The 18,362-nt window shown below is 43.6% G+C and carries 14 protein-coding genes; 10 read left to right on the forward strand and 4 right to left on the reverse strand.

All coding sequences use genetic code 11. The features are described from left to right. Positions 1–279: 279 nt before the first annotated feature. On the reverse strand, positions 280–2,985 hold the full coding sequence (cphA, locus tag V7K36_RS15960; RefSeq protein WP_335117269.1) for a cyanophycin synthetase: 2,706 nt from the start codon (positions 2,983–2,985) through the stop codon (positions 280–282). Positions 2,986–3,162: 177 nt separating this feature from the next. Then, entirely contained in the window at positions 3,163–4,026 is an 864-nt protein-coding gene (locus tag V7K36_RS15965; protein ID WP_334831648.1) for a cyanophycinase, read from the reverse strand. Positions 4,027–4,553: 527 nt separating this feature from the next. On the opposite strand from V7K36_RS15965, the gene trmD reads away from it, so the two are divergent. From trmD to argH, 7 genes are all read left to right on the forward strand, one after another. Then, entirely contained in the window at positions 4,554–5,279 is a 726-nt protein-coding gene (gene trmD / locus V7K36_RS15970) for a tRNA (guanosine(37)-N1)-methyltransferase TrmD (RefSeq protein WP_335117271.1), read from the forward strand. Between the two features lie 66 nt (positions 5,280–5,345). After that, positions 5,346–5,831: a 2-C-methyl-D-erythritol 2,4-cyclodiphosphate synthase gene (gene ispF / locus V7K36_RS15975; protein WP_335117273.1), complete on the forward strand. Its 486-nt coding sequence runs from the start codon at positions 5,346–5,348 to the stop codon at positions 5,829–5,831. Between the two features lie 708 nt (positions 5,832–6,539). Next, complete coding sequence (locus V7K36_RS15980; RefSeq protein ID WP_442948470.1) at positions 6,540–8,306, forward strand: ABC transporter substrate-binding protein; 1,767 nt, start codon at positions 6,540–6,542, stop codon at positions 8,304–8,306. Between the two features lie 347 nt (positions 8,307–8,653). Next, positions 8,654–10,444: an ABC transporter substrate-binding protein gene (locus V7K36_RS15985; RefSeq protein WP_335117361.1), complete on the forward strand. Its 1,791-nt coding sequence runs from the start codon at positions 8,654–8,656 to the stop codon at positions 10,442–10,444. Positions 10,445–10,545: 101 nt separating this feature from the next. Next, entirely contained in the window at positions 10,546–11,334 is a 789-nt protein-coding gene (gene larB / locus V7K36_RS15990) for a nickel pincer cofactor biosynthesis protein LarB (RefSeq protein WP_335117279.1), read from the forward strand. Between the two features lie 107 nt (positions 11,335–11,441). Beyond that, positions 11,442–11,648, forward strand: a complete 207-nt coding sequence (locus V7K36_RS15995; RefSeq protein WP_335117282.1) for a hypothetical protein — start codon at positions 11,442–11,444, stop codon at positions 11,646–11,648. A gap of 163 nt (positions 11,649–11,811) precedes the next feature. After that, entirely contained in the window at positions 11,812–13,197 is a 1,386-nt protein-coding gene (gene argH / locus V7K36_RS16000; RefSeq protein WP_335117286.1) for an argininosuccinate lyase, read from the forward strand. Between the two features lie 390 nt (positions 13,198–13,587). On the opposite strand, the gene V7K36_RS16005 is transcribed toward argH, so the two are convergent. Continuing rightward, positions 13,588–13,752 carry a hypothetical protein gene (locus V7K36_RS16005; protein ID WP_167407613.1) on the reverse strand — a complete coding sequence of 55 codons (165 nt, stop codon included), beginning with the start codon at positions 13,750–13,752 and terminating at the stop codon, positions 13,588–13,590. Between the two features lie 774 nt (positions 13,753–14,526). On the opposite strand from V7K36_RS16005, the gene V7K36_RS16010 reads away from it, so the two are divergent. The 3 genes from V7K36_RS16010 to V7K36_RS16020 all read left to right on the forward strand — a co-directional run bounded on the left by V7K36_RS16010 (position 14,527) and on the right by V7K36_RS16020 (position 17,548). Next, positions 14,527–15,021 carry an NUDIX hydrolase gene (locus V7K36_RS16010; RefSeq protein ID WP_335117289.1) on the forward strand — a complete coding sequence of 165 codons (495 nt, stop codon included), beginning with the start codon at positions 14,527–14,529 and terminating at the stop codon, positions 15,019–15,021. A gap of 91 nt (positions 15,022–15,112) precedes the next feature. Beyond that, entirely contained in the window at positions 15,113–15,931 is an 819-nt protein-coding gene (locus V7K36_RS16015) for an alpha/beta fold hydrolase (RefSeq protein ID WP_335117291.1), read from the forward strand. Between the two features lie 162 nt (positions 15,932–16,093). After that, positions 16,094–17,548, forward strand: coding sequence for an amidohydrolase (locus V7K36_RS16020; RefSeq protein WP_335117294.1), 1,455 nt, complete (start codon positions 16,094–16,096; stop codon positions 17,546–17,548). Between the two features lie 347 nt (positions 17,549–17,895). On the opposite strand, the gene V7K36_RS16030 is transcribed toward V7K36_RS16020, so the two are convergent. Beyond that, a complete protein-coding gene (locus tag V7K36_RS16030; protein ID WP_335117296.1) occupies positions 17,896–18,360 on the reverse strand; it encodes a type II toxin-antitoxin system VapC family toxin in 465 nt (154 codons plus the stop codon). Positions 18,361–18,362 lie beyond the last annotated feature (2 nt).

An 18,362-nucleotide genomic window follows, 5' to 3' on the forward strand; every position in this document is an offset into this window, starting at 1 on the left:
AAAGAAGTCAGAATACAGGAGGAGCCAGTGCAGTCTTCTCCCAAGGGGAGACGCTAAAAGCGATAGCGAGTCTTCTCCCCTTGGGAGACGCCAAGGGCGAACGAGCGTCTGGGGTTTCCCCAAGTGGAGCAACTGGCGTTCAGAAAAAATGCACTCACGAGAAGATGCATTTTAAATATTGAGAAATTTCTGAATATAGTTTTTCCCATAAAGGGACACGCTTGCGGCAACGAGTTATACGCACGTTGCATAGAAGTCATTCTGATTCCTGATTCCTGACTACAGCAAGGTATTAACAACAGAAGAAGGTGCGATCGCATTTTGGGAATCGATGACACTTGTGCCGGGATTTTGTTGGTGTGTCTCTTCCTTCACTACACCACGCCCCCTAATTAACTTAATCGCCCGAGTAACACTTTCTGGCAAAATTACCACCAGACTGTTATCAGGAGCCATGTCTAAGCCTTTATTTATCGCTTGGGTTTCGTCCAGAATTGATTCATAGCGGCTATCAGGCTTAACTTGGGTGATGCCTTGAATAATCAACTGGGCGGCTGATCCCCTTAGCCGTCCTCGTGTGTCATCATCTTCTTTGATGATGATGTAGTCAAAAATTTGCGCTGCTAATTTGCCTAAAGTAACAAAGTCTTCATCACGGCGATCGCCTGGGCCACCAATTACGCCAATCCGTTGTCCTGTAGTCCAGTTCCGAACAAAGGAACCTACAGCTTCGTAACTGGCTGCGTTGTGGGCATAGTCCACTAAAGCGTGGTAATTTCCCAAATTAAACAGATTCATCCGTCCCGGCGTTTGACTAACTGAAGCCCGAAAATTCCTCAAACCAGACCGAATCTGCTCAATCGTGACGTTTTGCACAAACGCTGCCAAACTTGCAGCTAAAGCGTTGGCAATCATAAACGGCGCACGTCCGCCCATTGTTAAAGGTATATTTTCTGCTCTTTCTATCCGGTGTGTCCAATCACCTTTAACAATTGACAAATAGCCATTTTCATACACTGCCGCTACTCCGCCCTTTTGGATGTGCTTCCGCACTAGTTCCGAGTCGGGGTTCATGGTGAAATAAGCAATATTAGCCTTAGTTTTTTCTGACATGGCGGCGACGCGGCGATCGTCGGCGTTAAGTACCGCATAGCCATCAGGGAATACGGCTTCCGCTATTACACTCTTAAGGTTAGCTAACTGCTCAATGGTATCTATATCGCCTATTCCTAAGTGGTCAGAGGCTACATTCAATACCACCCCCACATTTGCTGCTTCAAAGCCCAATCCAGACCGGAGAATGCCACCGCGAGCCGTTTCCAGTACCGCTACTTCTACTGTGGGATCTTGGAGGATCACCTGGGCACTTTGGGGGCCTGTGTTATCGCCAGCTTCTACTAAGTAATCACCGATATATGTTCCATCGGTAGTCGTATACCCTACTACCTTACCAGTCTGTTTATAAATATGTGCTAGTAGTCGGGTAGTGGTGGTTTTGCCATTAGTGCCCGTGATGCTGAGGATTGGAATTTGGCTAGATTGCTCGTTAGGAAACAGCATATCCATCACTGCACCAGCGACGTTGCGCGGGATGCCCACGCTTGGGGCAACGTGCATTCGGAAGCCGGGAGCGGCATTAACTTCGACAATCACGCCATCCACTTCCCGCAGAGGACGGCTAATATCCGTGGTGACGATATCTAAGCCAGCGATATCCAAACCGATGATTTTGACTACCCGTTGTGCCAACCAAAGATTTTCTGGGTGAATTTCATCGGTACGGTCTACGGCACTGCCACCTGTACTCAAGTTTGCCGTTGCCCTGAGATAACAAATAGTGCCCTTGGGTGGCACGCTATTTAGGGTGTAGCCTTGCCTTTCTAGCAACTGGTAGCTGGTGCGGTCTAGTTCAATCTTGGTCAGGACGTTATCATGTCCTTCACCCCGATTTGGGTCAAGGTTTGTTTCTTCAATCAGTTCGGCGATGGTCGATCTGCCGTTGCCAATAACATGAGCCGGCACGCGTTCGGCTACTGCTACTACTTTGCCATTTACCACCAGTACCCGGTGGTCGCGCCCAACGTAATATCTTTCGACAATAATTGACCGGGAAACCTGTCTGGCGGCTTCGTATCCGGCTTCAGCTTCTTCCCAAGTTCTGATATCAATGGTGATCCCACGTCCATGATTGCCATCTAGTGGCTTGATGACGATGGGATAGCCGCCAACTAATTCCAGGGCTTGTTCCAAATCGTCTAAGAAGTTGATCACTGTACCTCTGGGGACTGGCGCACCAGCAGCCGCGAGGATGCGTTTAGTGGCTTCTTTGTCGCAAGCTAGCTCTACGCCCAGAATGCTGGTGTTGTCGGTCATTGTGGCCTGCATCCGCTTCTGATTCACGCCGTAGCCTAGCTGAATCAAAAAGCGGGCTTCTAGAGACATCCAGGGAATACCTCTTTTTTCTGCTTCTTTAACGATCGCTTCTGTGGAAGGGCCTAAGGAAGCATCACGGGTGAAGTCTTTCAGGTCTTGGATATCTTGCTCTAGTTCTGCCTTGGGATAACGGCCTCGATCAACGATACTCTGACACAGCCGCACAGCTGCTCGTCCAGCGTAACGTCCCGCTTCCTCGTTCAGGTACTCGATCACTACTTGGAAAATTCCGGGTGTGGCAGTTTCGCGGGTGCGACCAAAGCCGACATGCATACCAGCTAATTCCTGGAGTTCTAAGGCTACGTGTTCGACGATATGGCCGATCATAGTGCCTTCTTTGACTCGCATCAGAAAGCCACCACGACAGCCAGGCGAACAATAGTGACCCTCCAGACTCGGCAGCGCCTCAACTAATCCTTCATAAAAGCCAGGGATTTCATTCGAGGGCGTCTCGGCAAGGGTTTCTAAATCGAGGCGCATGACGATCAGCTTGTGGCGTCGAATGCTCCAATAGTTTGGGCCGCGTAAGGTCTGGATCTTGAGGATTCTCATGGGAATAGGTAGATGGAGATTCGGAACCAAAATTCTAGTTTCTTACTGGAATTGACCGCTAAACTGTTCATTGCAAACAGTTTTTTCTTTTTACATGGTATTCTTATCATTTTTCTGCAACAAGAAATATAATCTGCTGTGCGGTCAACTCAGTGTAACCTCAGATACTCTATCCCGTCAGCTGGAGATTCGGTGTACAGCAGGCAATACAGTTCGCTGATACAAGTGGAAGCGATCGCCGTAGCTGAGGATATGGAGACGTAAATTATGCACGGTTAATGGTTCATTAGCACCGACATGGGGTTCGTTGGTGTGGGTGAGTTCAGTGGGATCAACAATGGTAACACTGCCTTTGCCCATAACTTGTAGCCAACCATCGCGTTCAAATACAGCACAAGTATCTTCGTCAATGCCAATACCTAAGCGATCGGGATGAGCTGCGATCGCACTAATCAGTCGCCCCATGCGATTACGGTTATTAAAGTGTTGGTCAACGATTACTTCGGGAATAAATCCCAAACCCGTTGCCATATCCACTAGGGAACGATTTGGCGACTCTCCACTACCGCCGCCAGCAATCATATGATGCCCCATCACTGCCGCTCCTGCACTAGTGCCTGCTAAGGTAAGTTGCCCCGCCCTCACCCTTTGCCGAATAATTTCCATTGCTGGCGTATCTGCCAATACGCCACAAAGACGCAGCTGGTCTCCTCCTGTCAAAAATACCCCACTACAGGCTTCTAATGATGCTTTAACCTGGGAGCCTTCACATTGTTCCCGTTCGCGGATGTCTAAAATCTCTACCTTCTGGGCACCCATTTCTTCAAAAATGCGAATATACCGACCACCGATAATGGCGGGTTCGCGAGAGGCTGATGGAATAATTGTAATATAAGCCTTACTAGCACCAGCACGTCCAAAAAAAGTTCGTAGGATTTCGCGCCCATGAACTTTATCTTCTGCGCCTCCGATAACCAGAACGGCGGTTTTAGTTGCTTGGGGTGTCCTCATTTCTAGCGATTTAGCTTGTAATTGCGGCATTGTGTTTCTCCTGTCAACAACTTCAGGTGAATTTAACAAGGTTCAGAAGCAGCCATGATTTTTGGACTTTGCTTCTTTGAGAGGACACTTTTTGGAAGTTTGGAACTGGGTCAGCCACTCTCCAAATTCTCGCCTTGCCTCGGTCTAAATGTCTTCGTTCCCGTTGCTCAAAGCCGGCGCCTTGTTTTTCACCTCTCCACTTGCAGCAGGGCAAAATAGTCTTTAGGGGGCTAGATTCCCCCTTTAGGGTTGGGGACGAGCAGTTAAGACTACGCTTTTTTCTGAGGCTGGCTCGATGCATCCTGGAAGTTGTTAACTTGATATGATTATTAATTTAAATGTAGTTGTGACAACATTTAAACATAAATTAAGTAATTAGAAAAACTTTTGATCCTATCTAAAATCCAAGAGGTCTGGTAGTTTTAGATACTATTGATAAAGTTTAACTGGAATTTGACCCGCCCTTGGCTTGATGATGTTTGCTAGACATTCAAATTTAAGATTAGTGTCCTTGAATACGAATAACTGTGCGCTTTGATATAGTTACGCTTTTTCCTGACTGTTTTAACTCTGTTCTCAATTCTGGGCTGCTGGGTAAAGCCTTAGCCAAACAGATTGCCGAAGTGCATCTGGTTAACCCACGGGACTTTACCACTGACAAGCACCGAAAGGTAGATGATGAACCCTACGGTGGAGGCGTTGGGATGCTAATGAAGCCGGAACCGATTTTTACTGCTGTGGAGTCGCTGCCAATTCTACCCCGAAGAGAAGTAATTTTGATGAGTCCACAGGGTGAAACAATCAATCAACCTCTTTTGAAAGAATTGGTGACAAATTATGACCAGTTAGTAGTTATTTGCGGACATTACGAAGGAGTAGATGAGAGGGTGCTACATTTAGTAACTCGTGAGGTATCTTTAGGTGATTTTATTCTGACCGGTGGGGAAATTCCAGCAATGGCTTTGATTAATGGTGTAGTACGGCTATTACCCGGAACTGTGGCCAAAACGGAGTCTCTCACAGCAGAAAGTTTTGAGGAAGGGTTGTTGGACTATCCCCAATATACTCGTCCTGCCAATTTTCGCGGTTTGAAAGTGCCTGATGTCTTGCTCAGTGGGAATCACGCAGCGATCGCGCGGTGGCGTTACGAACAACAAATTCAAAGAACAGGCGATCGCCGCCCTGATCTCCTGGAAAAATTGAAGCAGGGGAGCAGGGGAGCAGGGGAGCAGGGGGAGAATAATAATTCCTAACTCCTGACAAATAACAAATAACAAATGATCAATGACCCATGACCAATGACCAATGACTAACGACTAATGAGTAAAATTCGGATTGGTAACGGCTACGATATTCATCAGCTGGTGAGCGATCGCGCTTTGATTTTAGGGGGAATTCAAATTCCCCATGAACTGGGTTTGTTGGGGCACAGTGATGCTGATGTGTTAACGCACGCGATTATGGATGCCATGCTTGGGGCATTATCCTTGGGGGATATTGGTCATTATTTTCCGCCTAGCGATCCTGAATGGGCGGGAGCAGATAGTTTAGTACTATTAACTCAAGTACATCAGCTAATTAGCGATCAAGGCTGGGAGGTGGGAAATATTGACTCGGTGGTAGTAGCAGAACGTCCAAAATTAAAACCGCATATTCACAACATGCGCGACAAACTAGCGGCAGTTTTAGAATTACAACCAAATCAAATTGGTATCAAAGCTACCACCAACGAAAAATTAGGCCCTGTTGGCCGGGAAGAAGGTATATGTGCTTATGCTGTCGTTTTGCTAGTAGCTTTAGAGTAACTTTTCTTTGGAAACATCGGTAAAAATATCGAAGACTCACGAGGATTGAAATCAATGATTTATAGCAACCAACAAACCTTAACTTGGTGGTAAATTAGAGCCTTACAAGCTACAAAAATAGAAGATATAGACTTTCCCGATTTAGTTGCTTTAGACAAAGAGGAACAAATTATTCTCATAGCTGAAGTCAAAGGTTTACCATTCAATTTTCAAGAAGCAAAAGCCAAAAAATATGCTATTTTACGGCTGATTGATTACTTAAAAGCTGCAAAGATAGTGATTCCCTTTGCCATGCTTGTTGATGTAGATAAAATTCAAATTTTAAAATGGGATGGCAATAATTTATCGAGCCAATTGTCTGCTTTAATCCTGCTGATCTGCTGAGTCATTACGAGCCAAAATTCCGCGAAAAAAGGATATTTAGTCTTTATCTTAAAGGTCTTACAGAAGCTTGGCTACGTGACTTAGCATATCATTGGAAATCTGCAACACCACCTTTGGCAAAGGAAATGGCAAAAATTGGTTTATTGCAATTAATAGAAGATGGAACAACTGAAATTTATTAATATTGTGTAGTGATAATTTACGTTGAAACTAATTTCTTAATGAGTATGTATTTCAATAAAACCCAAAACTTCTTTGGTTGGCCACAATCTCAATCAAATTAATTACACTTATTCGCGTATTGAAAGTATGAAATTTTTGAGAATGATATTTTTGGCAATTAAACGTTTTTGGTTGCCAATAATTCTGACTTCAGCAACAGCACTTACACTTACCGCCTGCAACCCAGCTAAGTTCAAAACTCCAGCCGCTCAAATACCACAATTGGTAAGTAGCATTCTCAGTGATCCTAAAACCTTTAACTATCCTCTCAGTCAGGAATCTCCAAATGTTTTTCCTCTAATTTACGAAGGGTTAATCACTCAAAATCCGATAACTGCGAAAGTCGAACCGGCATTAGCAGAATCCTGGCAAATTTCCGATGATAAATTAAAGATTGTTTTTACCCTACGGGAAGGCTTGAAATGGTCTGATGGTCAGCCACTAACAGTAGATGATGTGGTGTTTACCTACAACGATATTTACCTTAACGAAGCGATTCCTACAGATGTGAGAGACGGCTTGAGGATTGGTAAAAGTCGGAAGCTACCCACTGTGCGAAAAGTAGATGAACGCCGAGTTGAGTTTAGCGTACCGGAACCCTTTAGACCTTTTCTACTGAGTACAGGTTCGCCAATTTTGCCCGCCCATACATTGCAAGAATCGGTAAAAACTAAAGATCAAAATGGGCATCCGACCTTTCTGACAAAATGGGGCGTTGATACTCCTGCGAACCAAATTATTGCCAACGGGCCTTACAAATTAGAGCGCTATGACACGAGTCAGCGTGTGGTCTTCCGGCGCAATCCCTACTACTGGCGCAAGGATGCTCAAGGCAATTCTCAGCCTTATATTGAACGGGTAATTTGGGAAATTGTAGAATCAACAGATACCTCGTTGCTACAATTTCGTTCTAGCGGGTTAGATACTGTGGGAGTGTCGCCAGATTACTTTTCTTTGCTAAAGGTGCAAGAAAAGCAGGGTAATTTCAAAATTTATAATGGTGGACCAACATCCAGTACATCGTTTGTTTGGTTCAATCTCAACAAAGGTAAAAGGGATGGAAAACCACTGGTCGATCCGTTTAAGTCTCAGTGGTTCAATAATGTGCAATTTCGGCAGGCTATAGCCTATGCAATTGACCGTCAAACGATGATTAATAACACTTTTCGCGGCTTGGGTCTAGCACAAGATTCACCGATTTCTGTGCAAAGCCCCTATTACCTTTCCCCTAAAGAGGGGTTAAAAGTTTACGATTACAATCAGCAAAAAGCGAAGAAATTACTTCTCAAAGCAGGATTTAAATACAACAACAATCAGTTACTAGATTCTCAGGGAAATCGCGTCCGTTTCTCTTTGCTTACCAATGCTGGAAATAAAATTCGTGAGGCAATGGGATCGCAGATTAAACAAGACTTGAGCAAAATTGGCATTCAAGTCGATTTCACCCCATTGGCATGGAATACTTTTACTGACAAAACTTCTAACTCTTTGGATTGGGAAGCTTCTTTGATGGGTCTAACCGGCGGATTAGAACCGAATGATGGGGCTAATGTCTGGGCACCTGAAGGCGGATTACATATGTTTAATCAGAAACCCCAAGCAGGACAAAAGCTGATTCAGGGTTGGGAAGTTGCTCCTTGGGAAGCAGAAATTGGGAATCTTTACATTCAAGCTGCACGGGAATTAGACGAAGCGAAAGTTAAAGCGATTTATGCCGAAACACAGCGGATTACCCAGGAAAATTTACCTTTTATTTACCTGGTTAATCCTTATTCAATGTCAGCGGTGCGTAATCGTTTTGAAGGCATTAAATTCTCTGCCCTTGGCGGCGCATTTTGGAACATTGAACAAATCAAAGTAACGGATTAGTCATTTGTCATTTGTCATTTGTCATTAGTTCAGGACTTAGGCAAACAGTAGCCGAAAAGAAAGATTTCCAGGTAGGGGCAATTCATGAATTGCCCGTACAGCGTATAGTTTTGCGTAAGTCCTATAGTTATTGGTTAGTGGTAAATAAATATTCACAAAGGAATTCACAAAGGACAAAAGGCTAATTACCAATGACTGATGAAAAAGCTTTGCGAACGCTCCTCAAAGCAGTGGCTAATGGTAAAGTTACCCCAGATATAGGATTAGACGCACTTGAATCTTTGTCCTATAAACCTGCGGGTGAATTTATTGACATAATTAGACAGAGTTCCAGTAAATTTAATTCTATGAAATCACCATCAATCTTTTTTGCAATTAGGCGTTTTTGGTTGCCAATAATTCTGACTTCAGCAATAGCACTTACACTTACCGCCTGCAACCCTGCTAACTTCAAAAGTGCAGCCACTCAAGTGCCGCAAATCGTCACCGCAGTTTTGAGCGAACCTTCAACTTTTAACTATGCTCTGAATGAGTCTGCATATAGCGTTTTTGGTTTCCTCTATGACTCATTGACTAATGAGAATCCTATAACCACAAAACTTGAGCCTGCTTTAGCAGAAGCCTGGGAAGTTTCTGAAGATGGTCAGCGAATTTTGATCACCCTACGATCAGGAATTAAGTGGTCAGATGGTCAGCCAATGACTGCTGATGATGTTGTTTTTACTTATAACGAAATCTACCTCAATCCTAAAATTCCTACCTCTACCAAAGATGCCCTAAGAATTGGCGATAAGGGCAGTTTGCCAAAGGTGAAAAAAATTGATGAGCGTCGGGTTGAATTTAGCATACAGGAACCCTTTGCTCCTTTTTTAAGATATGTCGGCGGCATCCCAATTATGCCAGCCCATGTTCTACAGAAAGCAGTTCGCACAATCGGTTCTGGTGGAAATTCTAAGTTTCTCTTAATGTGGGGAACAGGCACTGATCCGAAACAAATTGTTGGTAACGGTCCCTATGTCATGGAAAGTTACGTTTCCAGTCAGCGAGTTATATTTCGGCGTAATCCATACTACTGGCGTAAAGATGCTCAGGGTAATCCTCAGCCTTACATTGAGCGCATTGTTTGGCAAATTATTGAATCTACTGAAAACCAGTTGATTAGTTTTCGCTCTGGGCAGTTGGATGATTTAGAAGTTCCTCCTGAAGGTTTTAGTTTGCTGAAGCGAGAAGAAAAACGGGCGAAGTTTAAAATTTATAACGGTGGCCCAGGCACAAGTACGAGTTTTATTGCTTTCAATCTTAGTAAAGCGAAGAATTCTCAGGGTAAACCTTTTGTAGACCCAATTAAATCTAGCTGGTTTAATAAAAAGGAATTCAGGCAGGCTATAGCCTATGCACTCGACCGCGAAACCATGAAAACAAATGCTTATCGGGGACTGGGTGAACTGCAAAATTCATTTGTTTATGTCAAAAGCCCCTACTTCCTTCCTCCAGAAAAAGGGTTAAAGGTATATAATTACGAGCCAGATAAATCGAAGAAATTACTGTTACAAGCTGGGTTTAAATATAATGACCAAAATCAGCTTTTAGATGCTAATGGTAACAGAGTCAGATTTACAATCTTAACGAATTCGGAAAGAAAAGTTAGAGGAGATATGGCATCTCAAATCAGACGGGATCTTGGTAATATTGGGATTCAAGTAGATTTGCAAATTCTCAGCTTTAATTCTTATCTAGAAAAACTCAAAGTTACGCATAATTGGGATTGTTATCTGGGAGGATTTGCTGGAGGCGGTATTGAACCACACGGCGCTAGCAATATCTGGAGGATTGCCGGTGCATCCCACGCATTTAATTTGGGGCCACAACCAGGAGATCCACCCATAACTGGCTGGGAAGTTTCCGACTGGGAAAAGGAAATTGATAGCCTTTACATTAAAGGCGCACAGGTATTGGATGAAAACAAGCGCAAGGAAATTTATTATCAATATCAGCGCATCGCCTCAGAACAGTTGCCGTTTATTCATTTAGTGGAGAGCTTGAATCTGCAAGCAGTGCGCGATCGCTTCCAAGGAATTCAATATACTGCTCTTGGTGGGCCATTCTGGAATCTCTACGAACTAAAAGTAACTGATTAGGAATTGGGAATGGGGCATTGGGCATGGGGCATTGGTTATTCACAAAGGAAGAATGACAAAGGACAAAGGACAAAGGACAAAGGACAAAGGACAAATAACCAATGACCGATGAAAAAACTTTGCGATCGCTCCTCGAAGCGGTTGCCAATGGTAAAATTACGCCAGATACCGCATTAGATTCACTTAAAGATTTAACTTATGAATCTGTGGGTGAGTTTGCCAAAATTGACCATCATCGCGCCCTTAGAACTGGTTTCCCAGAGGTGATTTGGGGTCTTGGTAAAACTCCCGATCAAATTGCTCAAATTATGGAGGTGATGCGCCTCCGCAACCCGGTGGTGATGGCAACTCGCATTGAACCAGCAGTTTATGCCGCACTGCAATCAAAAGTTAGTGGTTTGCGATATTACGATTCGGCGCGAATTTGTGCGATCGCTCCCCCTAGTATCGAACCACAATTCCAGGGTGAAATTGGCATTCTTTCTGCTGGTACTGCTGATTTACCCGTTGCTGAAGAAGCGGCTGTCACTGCTGAACTTTCCGGTTTCCGCGTCCAACGCCTCTGGGATGTTGGCGTTGCTGGGATTCACCGTTTATTAAGTAACCGCCACCTGATTGAGTCAGCATCGGTGTTAATTGTCGTGGCGGGGATGGAAGGCGCTTTACCCAGCGTTGTCGCGGGTTTAGCGAGTTGTCCTGTGATTGCCGTACCCACTAGCATCGGTTATGGCGCAAGTTTTGGCGGTTTAGCACCTTTATTGACAATGCTTAACTCTTGTGCTGCGGGAGTAGGCGTAGTAAATATCGATAATGGTTTTGGCGCAGCAGTTTTGGCGGGGCAAATTTTGCGGACTGCCGAGAAATTGCGGTTGGCATCGGCTGCATCTTGAGTTAAGACATTAAAGTTATATCCAATATTTCAGTACACTATCAGTATTTAATGTAAAAAATAAACTGGTGCTGAAATTTGCCACTCTTTACTTCTTAAGCATCAAATATGAGCCACTACAGCGATTTGATATCTCAGTTATTTTGGCATTTGCCTGTAAATTTCACAGCCCTAGCACAAACGATTACTGATCCAGACGTGATGGGTCAGATTCAAAAAGCTTGGAGCCACTTTATACAGACAGGTCAAGTGTGGGCATTGTTGATTGGTTTAGTCATTGGCTATATCATTCGGAATCTAACTAGCTACGGTTAAATTTAAAAGTTAGGAGTTGAAAGTGAGGAGTGAGCCAGTCGCTCATGCGGGAAACCCCGGATGAGCGACTGGCGAACCCCGCAGTGGTGAGAAGTTAGGAGTCAAAAACTCATAACTCCTCACTCTTAACTCCTAACTTTCCTCCACTCCCCACATATAATTTATGACCAAAGAAGAAACTTGGAGCCAGCGATTTGAATCAGCGTTGCATCCAGCGATCGCTCGTTTTAATGCCAGTATAGGTTTTGATATTGAATTAATAGAATATGACCTGACTGGTTCTCAAGCTCATGCCAAAATGCTCGCTCACACGCGCATTATCTCCCCAGAAGAAGGAGAGCAACTGGTTGCTGGTTTGGAGCAAATTCGCCAAGAGTACCGCCAGGGTACATTTCAGCCTGGTGTTGATGCTGAAGATGTACATTTTGCAGTTGAACGACGACTGACAGAAATTGTCGGCGATGTGGGTAAAAAGCTGCATACGGCGCGATCGCGTAATGACCAAGTTGGTACTGATACCAGACTCTACCTGCGTGACCAAATCCGACAAATCAAAAGCGAATTGCGAGAATTTCAAGGTGTTTTACTGGATATAGCCGAAAAGCACGTTGAAACCCTAATTCCTGGCTATACTCACCTACAACGCGCCCAACCCCTGAGTTTAGCTCACCACCTCTTGGCATACTTTCAAATGGCGCAACGCGACTGGGAACGCTTAGGAGATGTTTCTCGCCGCGTCAATATCTCACCTTTGGGATGTGGTGCTTTGGCGGGAACTACTTTCCCCATTGATCGCCACTACACAGCCAAACTCTTGAACTTTGACGATATTTATGCTAATAGCCTTGATGGAGTTAGCGATCGCGATTTTGCGATCGAATTCTTGTGTGCTGCTAGCTTGATTATGGTTCACCTCAGCCGCCTTGCAGAAGAAGTCATTCTTTGGTCAACTGAAGAATTTCGCTTTATCACCCTCAAAGATAGCTGTGCTACGGGTTCCAGTATCATGCCCCAAAAGAAAAACCCCGATGTACCAGAATTGGTGCGGGGGAAAACAGGGCGTGTATTCGGTCATCTCCAGGCGATGTTAGTGATTATGAAGGGGCTACCCTTGGCATATAACAAAGACCTGCAAGAAGATAAAGAAGGTCTATTTGATAGCGTTAACACAGTCAAAGCTTCTCTAGAAGCGATGACAATTTTGCTCAGGGAAGGCTTAGAATTTCGTACCCAGCGCTTAGCTCAAGCCGTGACGGAAGATTTTTCCAATGCTACCGATGTAGCAGATTATCTGGCAGCACGGGGCATCCCTTTCCGAGAAGCTTACAACCTTGTAGGTAAAGTGGTAAAAACTAGTATTGCCGCAGGTAAACTCCTGAAAGATTTGAAATTGTCAGAGTGGCAACAACTACATCCGGCATTTGCAGCAGATATTTATGAGGCGATATCCCCCCGTCAAGTTGTGGCAGCCCGCAACAGTTACGGTGGTACTGGCTTTGTACAGGTAAGCAAAGCACTCATAGCCGCCCGCGCTCAAATCGTTAAATAGGGGGAATGGGGAGTAAAAATTTTAGATTTTAGATTTTGGATTTTAGATTGAAATTCAATCCAAAAGACGCTCTCTATCAGACGCTGCACGTAGCTTGCTTCCGGGCAGGAGTACGCGGACTCGCTCTTTGTGGCGCTATCGTCAATCCAAAATGCAAAATTGAATTGCTCAATGCCGAGTAATAAATAAGGGCGCACATTTGTACGCCCTAAAAACTAAATAAACCAAGTATAGCGGTTCCCATCTGCATGAAGTACATATCAAAACCTCACCCCCCAACCCTCTGCGTAAGTTCGGAGAGGGGAGATAAAGCAGAGCTTTATCGGGGTGAGGTTAAGCCGTACCTCATTCTTATTAGGAAACGCTATAACAAAGGTTTAAGCAGGCAGCTTATTCAGTATCAGCTGCTGCTGCGCCTTCTTCTTCTTCACTCTTCGGTGGGCGTTGTTGGAATCTTCTCTGCATTCTTCCTGTCGTAGTCCGTTTACGAAACTTTCTGGCATACGCCTGGTTCCGTAGCGCCTTTTCTTTTTTCGGGTTACGGCGCTTGGCCATGTTCACCTCATTAAATAAACAACAAAAAAGTAGCAACTAAAAAAGTAGCAACTAGGCATCACGTAGGCAATATCAGCTACCAATGTTATTGATATACTTGTAGCCTAGTGCAGCAATTAATACGCTTTAAACAATGTACTAGTCTACCGCATTAAATCTTGTTATGTCAATAAAAATTTAGAATTATCCCCACCAGCTAGATGAAAAATACTTTTTCTTAGATTTGAATCCTTTAAAGAGATGTAAATTAAGTGGGTGGAAAAAAGTAAACAGATTGTGGGTGTCGATGGCGCGTAACATCATCGTAATTTCTTCCTTAACCTTTGTTTACATAATCTTGCTTATTTATTTCCACCCACTTAGCTAACTAGTTGTTGTTCTTGGAATAAACCAATCAATATTATCAATAATTAGGTGGCAGTCTCAAACCCCGCTTAATTTTCTCTTGTGAATTCTTAATTTTGGATTCTAACTTAATTATTCAGATTAGTTTTTTTAATGTATGCTGAAAAACTATTAGTGATACTGGTTTGGGCAAGGCTAATCTTAGTTATAAACTGAAAATTTTTCTGATTTAAAAAATATTATGTATAGATGAATACAGTGCTTCTATTGAAACTTGATGTTAGAATTAATAATATTCTACGTAAATCGTGAGAATAAAATCTCAAACCACAAACATCTTTGTATAAAACAAAACTCAATAAAATTTTTATTAGTTGAGTCTATGTAAGTGGTAGAGAAGCATAGAATACAATACATAAATTTTGAAGATTGAACGTTATTGCTTTTTTTCCGGCAGCCGTCCAGTCCACACGTAGCTTATGGCGTATTGGACAAACAGTATTGGGTATCATATTTCGTCATCCCATTACTGGCACTAGTATCATTCCAATTTTACCCGATGGTCGGATAGTACTGATTCGGCGACGTGATGATGGTCTTTGGGCATTGCCTGGAGGTATGGTGGATTGGGGAGAAGATATTCCCAACACAGTCCGCCGAGAATTGCTGGAGGAAACCGGGCTAGAATTGGTGAAAATTAATCGTTTGGTAGGAGTTTACTCCGCACCAGACCGCGATCCCAGAATCCATTCAATTTGTATTGTGGTTGAAGCCGAGGTGCATGGGACAATGGAGATTCAAGATACTTTGGAAGTCATGGAAATCCAAGCTTTTTCTCCAAATTTCCTCCCTTCAGGACTGATGTCTCACGACCATACTCGGCAGTTGCAAGACTACTTGAAGGGCTTGACAACATTGGCATAATAATATTTTGTTATTAGTCATTTGTTTTTCGTTAGATGCTAATGACTAATGACTATTTATTATGGTGCTGAAAGTTAACTACTAAATTAAAATGGATACACTATTCCGTAACTCCCGGAGAAAGCTCTCTCAAGGGCTGATATTCTGGCGTGAAGTCGGTGAAAAAACTCCTATAATTTTTTTACATGGTGCTTGGAATGAGAGCAGTCAATGGTTATCTGTGATGGAGTCCGTTGCACAAGATTTCCATTGCTTTGCACCTGATTTGTTAGGGTTTGGTGAATCAGAGAATCCGAATATCCACCATTCGATAGATTTACAAGTAGAGTGTTTAGCTGAATTCCTGCAAGCTGTCAAGCTAGAAAAAGTATATTTAGTAGGGCATTCTCTTGGGGGTTGGATTGCTGCTAGCTATGCTTTAAATTATCCAGAGAAAGTTGATGGTGTGGTATTGCTAGCACCAGAGGGTGTAGAAATAGCAGGACAAGAACAGCATTGCCGAAAGATGCGGCGATTACTGAGCTATCCACCAGTAATGGTAAAATTGTTGCGATCGCTAACTCCCTTCACTAAAATCTTAGGTTGGCATGAAAAAATTGCCCAAGACTTGCAGCTGCGTCAGGCGCTATTGCCGTATCCCATAGGTTGCCAGTTACTTTTCAAACGGCGACAAGCAGAAATTGAGGCGGAATTACTGCAAAAGCGGCTTTATATGATAGACGTGCCAGTTTTGATTTTACAAGGTGGCCAAGATACACCAGATGCTTTAGCCAAAAGCCGGGTTTATGCTCAACTGATGCCGAAGGTTGAGTTGAAAATGATTGCCCATGCTGGAAACGACTTACCAGAATCTTCTGCTGGGGTTGTAGCGGTTGAGATTCGGGATTTTATTTTCAGATTTTGCCCTTGATTTTTCTCTCATGAGAGTGATGAAATAGCGCTATTTGCGACTAGCAACTTGTGAAGAATGTTTACAGATAGATTGGTATAAAACACAATTTTTAATTGTGAAATTGGTAGCAATTAGACGGATGATAAAGTCACGAGAAAAATCCCACAAGGATATTTTAGAGTGAAATATCATCTGACAAAACACTATAAGCTGTTAGTTCTTTTTCTCTGTACGACGTTGTTTGTCTTTTTCGGTCAGATAGTTATTGCTCAGAGTAACTATAATCTAGGCACTCAAGGGAAGCAAAAAGTAGAACTGATTGTAGGTAGCGATTTCATCGTTACTATGAACAAGGCACAACCCGTCATCCAAAATGGGGCAGTCGCCATTAGGGATGGCAAAATTGTTGCGGTAGACACAAAATATAAAATCATGGCATCTTACAGAGCGGACAGGACGCTCCCAGGCGAGGGTCTGGTGCTGATGCCGGGTCTTGTCAATGGTCACTCTCACTCAGCAATGGTTCTGTTTCGCGGTCTTGCGGACGACTTAGCGTTGCAGGATTGGCTTCAGAATTACATCTTCCCAGCAGAAGGGAAGTTTGTTGATGAAAATTTTGTCCGCGTTGGGGAACAACTTGCTTGCTGGGAGATGATACGTGGTGGCACAACAACGTTTGTTGATATGTACTTTCAGCCAGATGTCGCTGCCAAAGTCGTTAATGAATGCGGCTTACGCGCCATTATTGCGCCCTCGTCAATAGATTTTCCTAGCCCTGGTTTCAAAGGATGGGATGATGCCTTTGCCTCGGCGATAAATTTTGTGAAACGTTGGAAAGGCAAGAACGAACGTATAATACCGGCTATTGCTGCACACGCTCCCTACACCGTCTCGCCAGAGCATCTGGTACAGGCTATTCAGGCTGCGCGTCAATATGATATCCCGTTGACGATTCACCTGGCAGAGACACAAACTGAAGTTAAAGATATCCAGCAGCGCTATAATGCAACCCCAGTCAAACATCTAGAAAATCTCGGTTTTCTGGAGCCGCGTGTATTTGCCGCACACGTTGTCTGGCCTAACCAAAATGAAATTGCCCTGCTAGCTAAACGCGGTGTTGGTGTTATTCACAATCCTGACTCGAATTTGAAACTGGCTTCGGGCTTTGCGCCGATTCCGGCGATGCTGAAAGCGGGAGTTAAGGTTGGTCTAGGCACGGATGGAGCGGCGTCGAACAACACTCTTGATATGTGGAAGGCAATTCGCCTCACCGCCCTCATCCATAAAGGGACTACACTTGACCCCACTGCTGTATCGGCTAAGACAGTTTTGCGTATGGCAACACTTGGCAGTGCAGAAGCACTCGGCTTATCAGATAAAATTGGTGCGATTAAGGTGGGACTTCAAGCAGACCTAATTCAAGTCCAGCTTAAAGAACCACACTTGCTCCCGCTTTATGATGTTATCTCCCATCTGGTTTATGCAGCAGATGCCCAAGATGTTGATACTGTGATTGTAAATGGGCAAGTTCTAATGGAAAAACGTCAGATGCTCACGGTTGACCCTGAGAGGATTCGCCGTGAAGCTACTTCCATTGCCCAGAGAATCAAAGCTCAATTCCGACCCTCTAATTAACTAATTCGTAATTCCTAATGACGCTCGCAGACTCGCTACCGCTACGCTAACGTAATTTGTAATTTTCGGGTTTTAGTTCCCCACCAAATCATCAGATTGGTGTAATTGAATTAGTTGGGGATTTATACTTCAACTAATTCAATTATTAATTACGAATTACGAATTACGACTTTTTTTTAAAAAATCTAATGCCGAAGGTTGTGTTGAAAATGATTGCCCATGCTGGAAACGACTTACCAGAATCTTCTGCTGGGGTTGTAGCGGTTGAGATTAGGGAGTTTATTAAAGGGAATTAGTAATTAGAGGAAAGCAGGTTAAATATCTCAAAAAACAGTGATTTCGACCAATTAATCTAAATCATTGAGAGTTTTCTGCCAATCGACTACACATATTCCTTGGCTCTCAAACCGTGATATGTGTTTTATGTTTGTTGTTATAACTATGACCTCATCAAAACTCTTCAATTGGATAATTGCTTGAGCAGCAAGAATTACATCACCATCTAAACTTTCATTACTTGCCGTGGGCTTTCCCTGGTTTCGTACCCATGCCCATAGTTCGGCTGCTTTTTGCATTGTTTCGGGAGTCAGTGGTATGAGACAAATTTGGCTAAGTTTGTTGAGGCGGTCTATACTCTTTTGTTTTCCTTGTCTCAATAGTTCACGCCAAAGCTCATAATCGGCTATTTCTGGCACACGTATAACAGTTTCAATTTTCCCTAACGATCGCAACCACTGTTGGACTTTTGGGTTTACTTTTGGATGCGTTACTTGACTCAAAGGATGAGTGTCTAGCAATACGGCTCTACTCATCT

The organism is Nostoc sp. (assembly GCF_036919555.1).
Taxonomy (GTDB): Bacteria; Cyanobacteriota; Cyanobacteriia; order Cyanobacteriales; family Nostocaceae; genus Nostoc.

Excerpts from the sequence above, each read along its gene's own strand:
- cphA (WP_335117269.1), bottom strand. The coding sequence starts at position 2,985 with ATGAGAATCCTCAAGATCCAGACCTTACGCGGCCCAAACTATTGGAGC.
- V7K36_RS15965 (WP_334831648.1), bottom strand. The coding sequence starts at position 4,026 with ATGCCGCAATTACAAGCTAAATCGCTAGAAATGAGGACACCCCAAGCA.
- ispF (WP_335117273.1), top strand. The coding sequence starts at position 5,346 with ATGAGTAAAATTCGGATTGGTAACGGCTACGATATTCATCAGCTGGTG.
- V7K36_RS15980 (WP_442948470.1), top strand. The coding sequence starts at position 6,540 with ATGATATTTTTGGCAATTAAACGTTTTTGGTTGCCAATAATTCTGACT.
- V7K36_RS15985 (WP_335117361.1), top strand. The coding sequence starts at position 8,654 with ATGAAATCACCATCAATCTTTTTTGCAATTAGGCGTTTTTGGTTGCCA.
- larB (WP_335117279.1), top strand. The coding sequence starts at position 10,546 with ATGACCGATGAAAAAACTTTGCGATCGCTCCTCGAAGCGGTTGCCAAT.
- V7K36_RS15995 (WP_335117282.1), top strand. The coding sequence starts at position 11,442 with ATGAGCCACTACAGCGATTTGATATCTCAGTTATTTTGGCATTTGCCT.
- argH (WP_335117286.1), top strand. The coding sequence starts at position 11,812 with ATGACCAAAGAAGAAACTTGGAGCCAGCGATTTGAATCAGCGTTGCAT.
- V7K36_RS16005 (WP_167407613.1), bottom strand. The coding sequence starts at position 13,752 with ATGGCCAAGCGCCGTAACCCGAAAAAAGAAAAGGCGCTACGGAACCAG.
- V7K36_RS16015 (WP_335117291.1), top strand. The coding sequence starts at position 15,113 with ATGGATACACTATTCCGTAACTCCCGGAGAAAGCTCTCTCAAGGGCTG.
- V7K36_RS16030 (WP_335117296.1), bottom strand. The coding sequence starts at position 18,360 with ATGAGTAGAGCCGTATTGCTAGACACTCATCCTTTGAGTCAAGTAACG.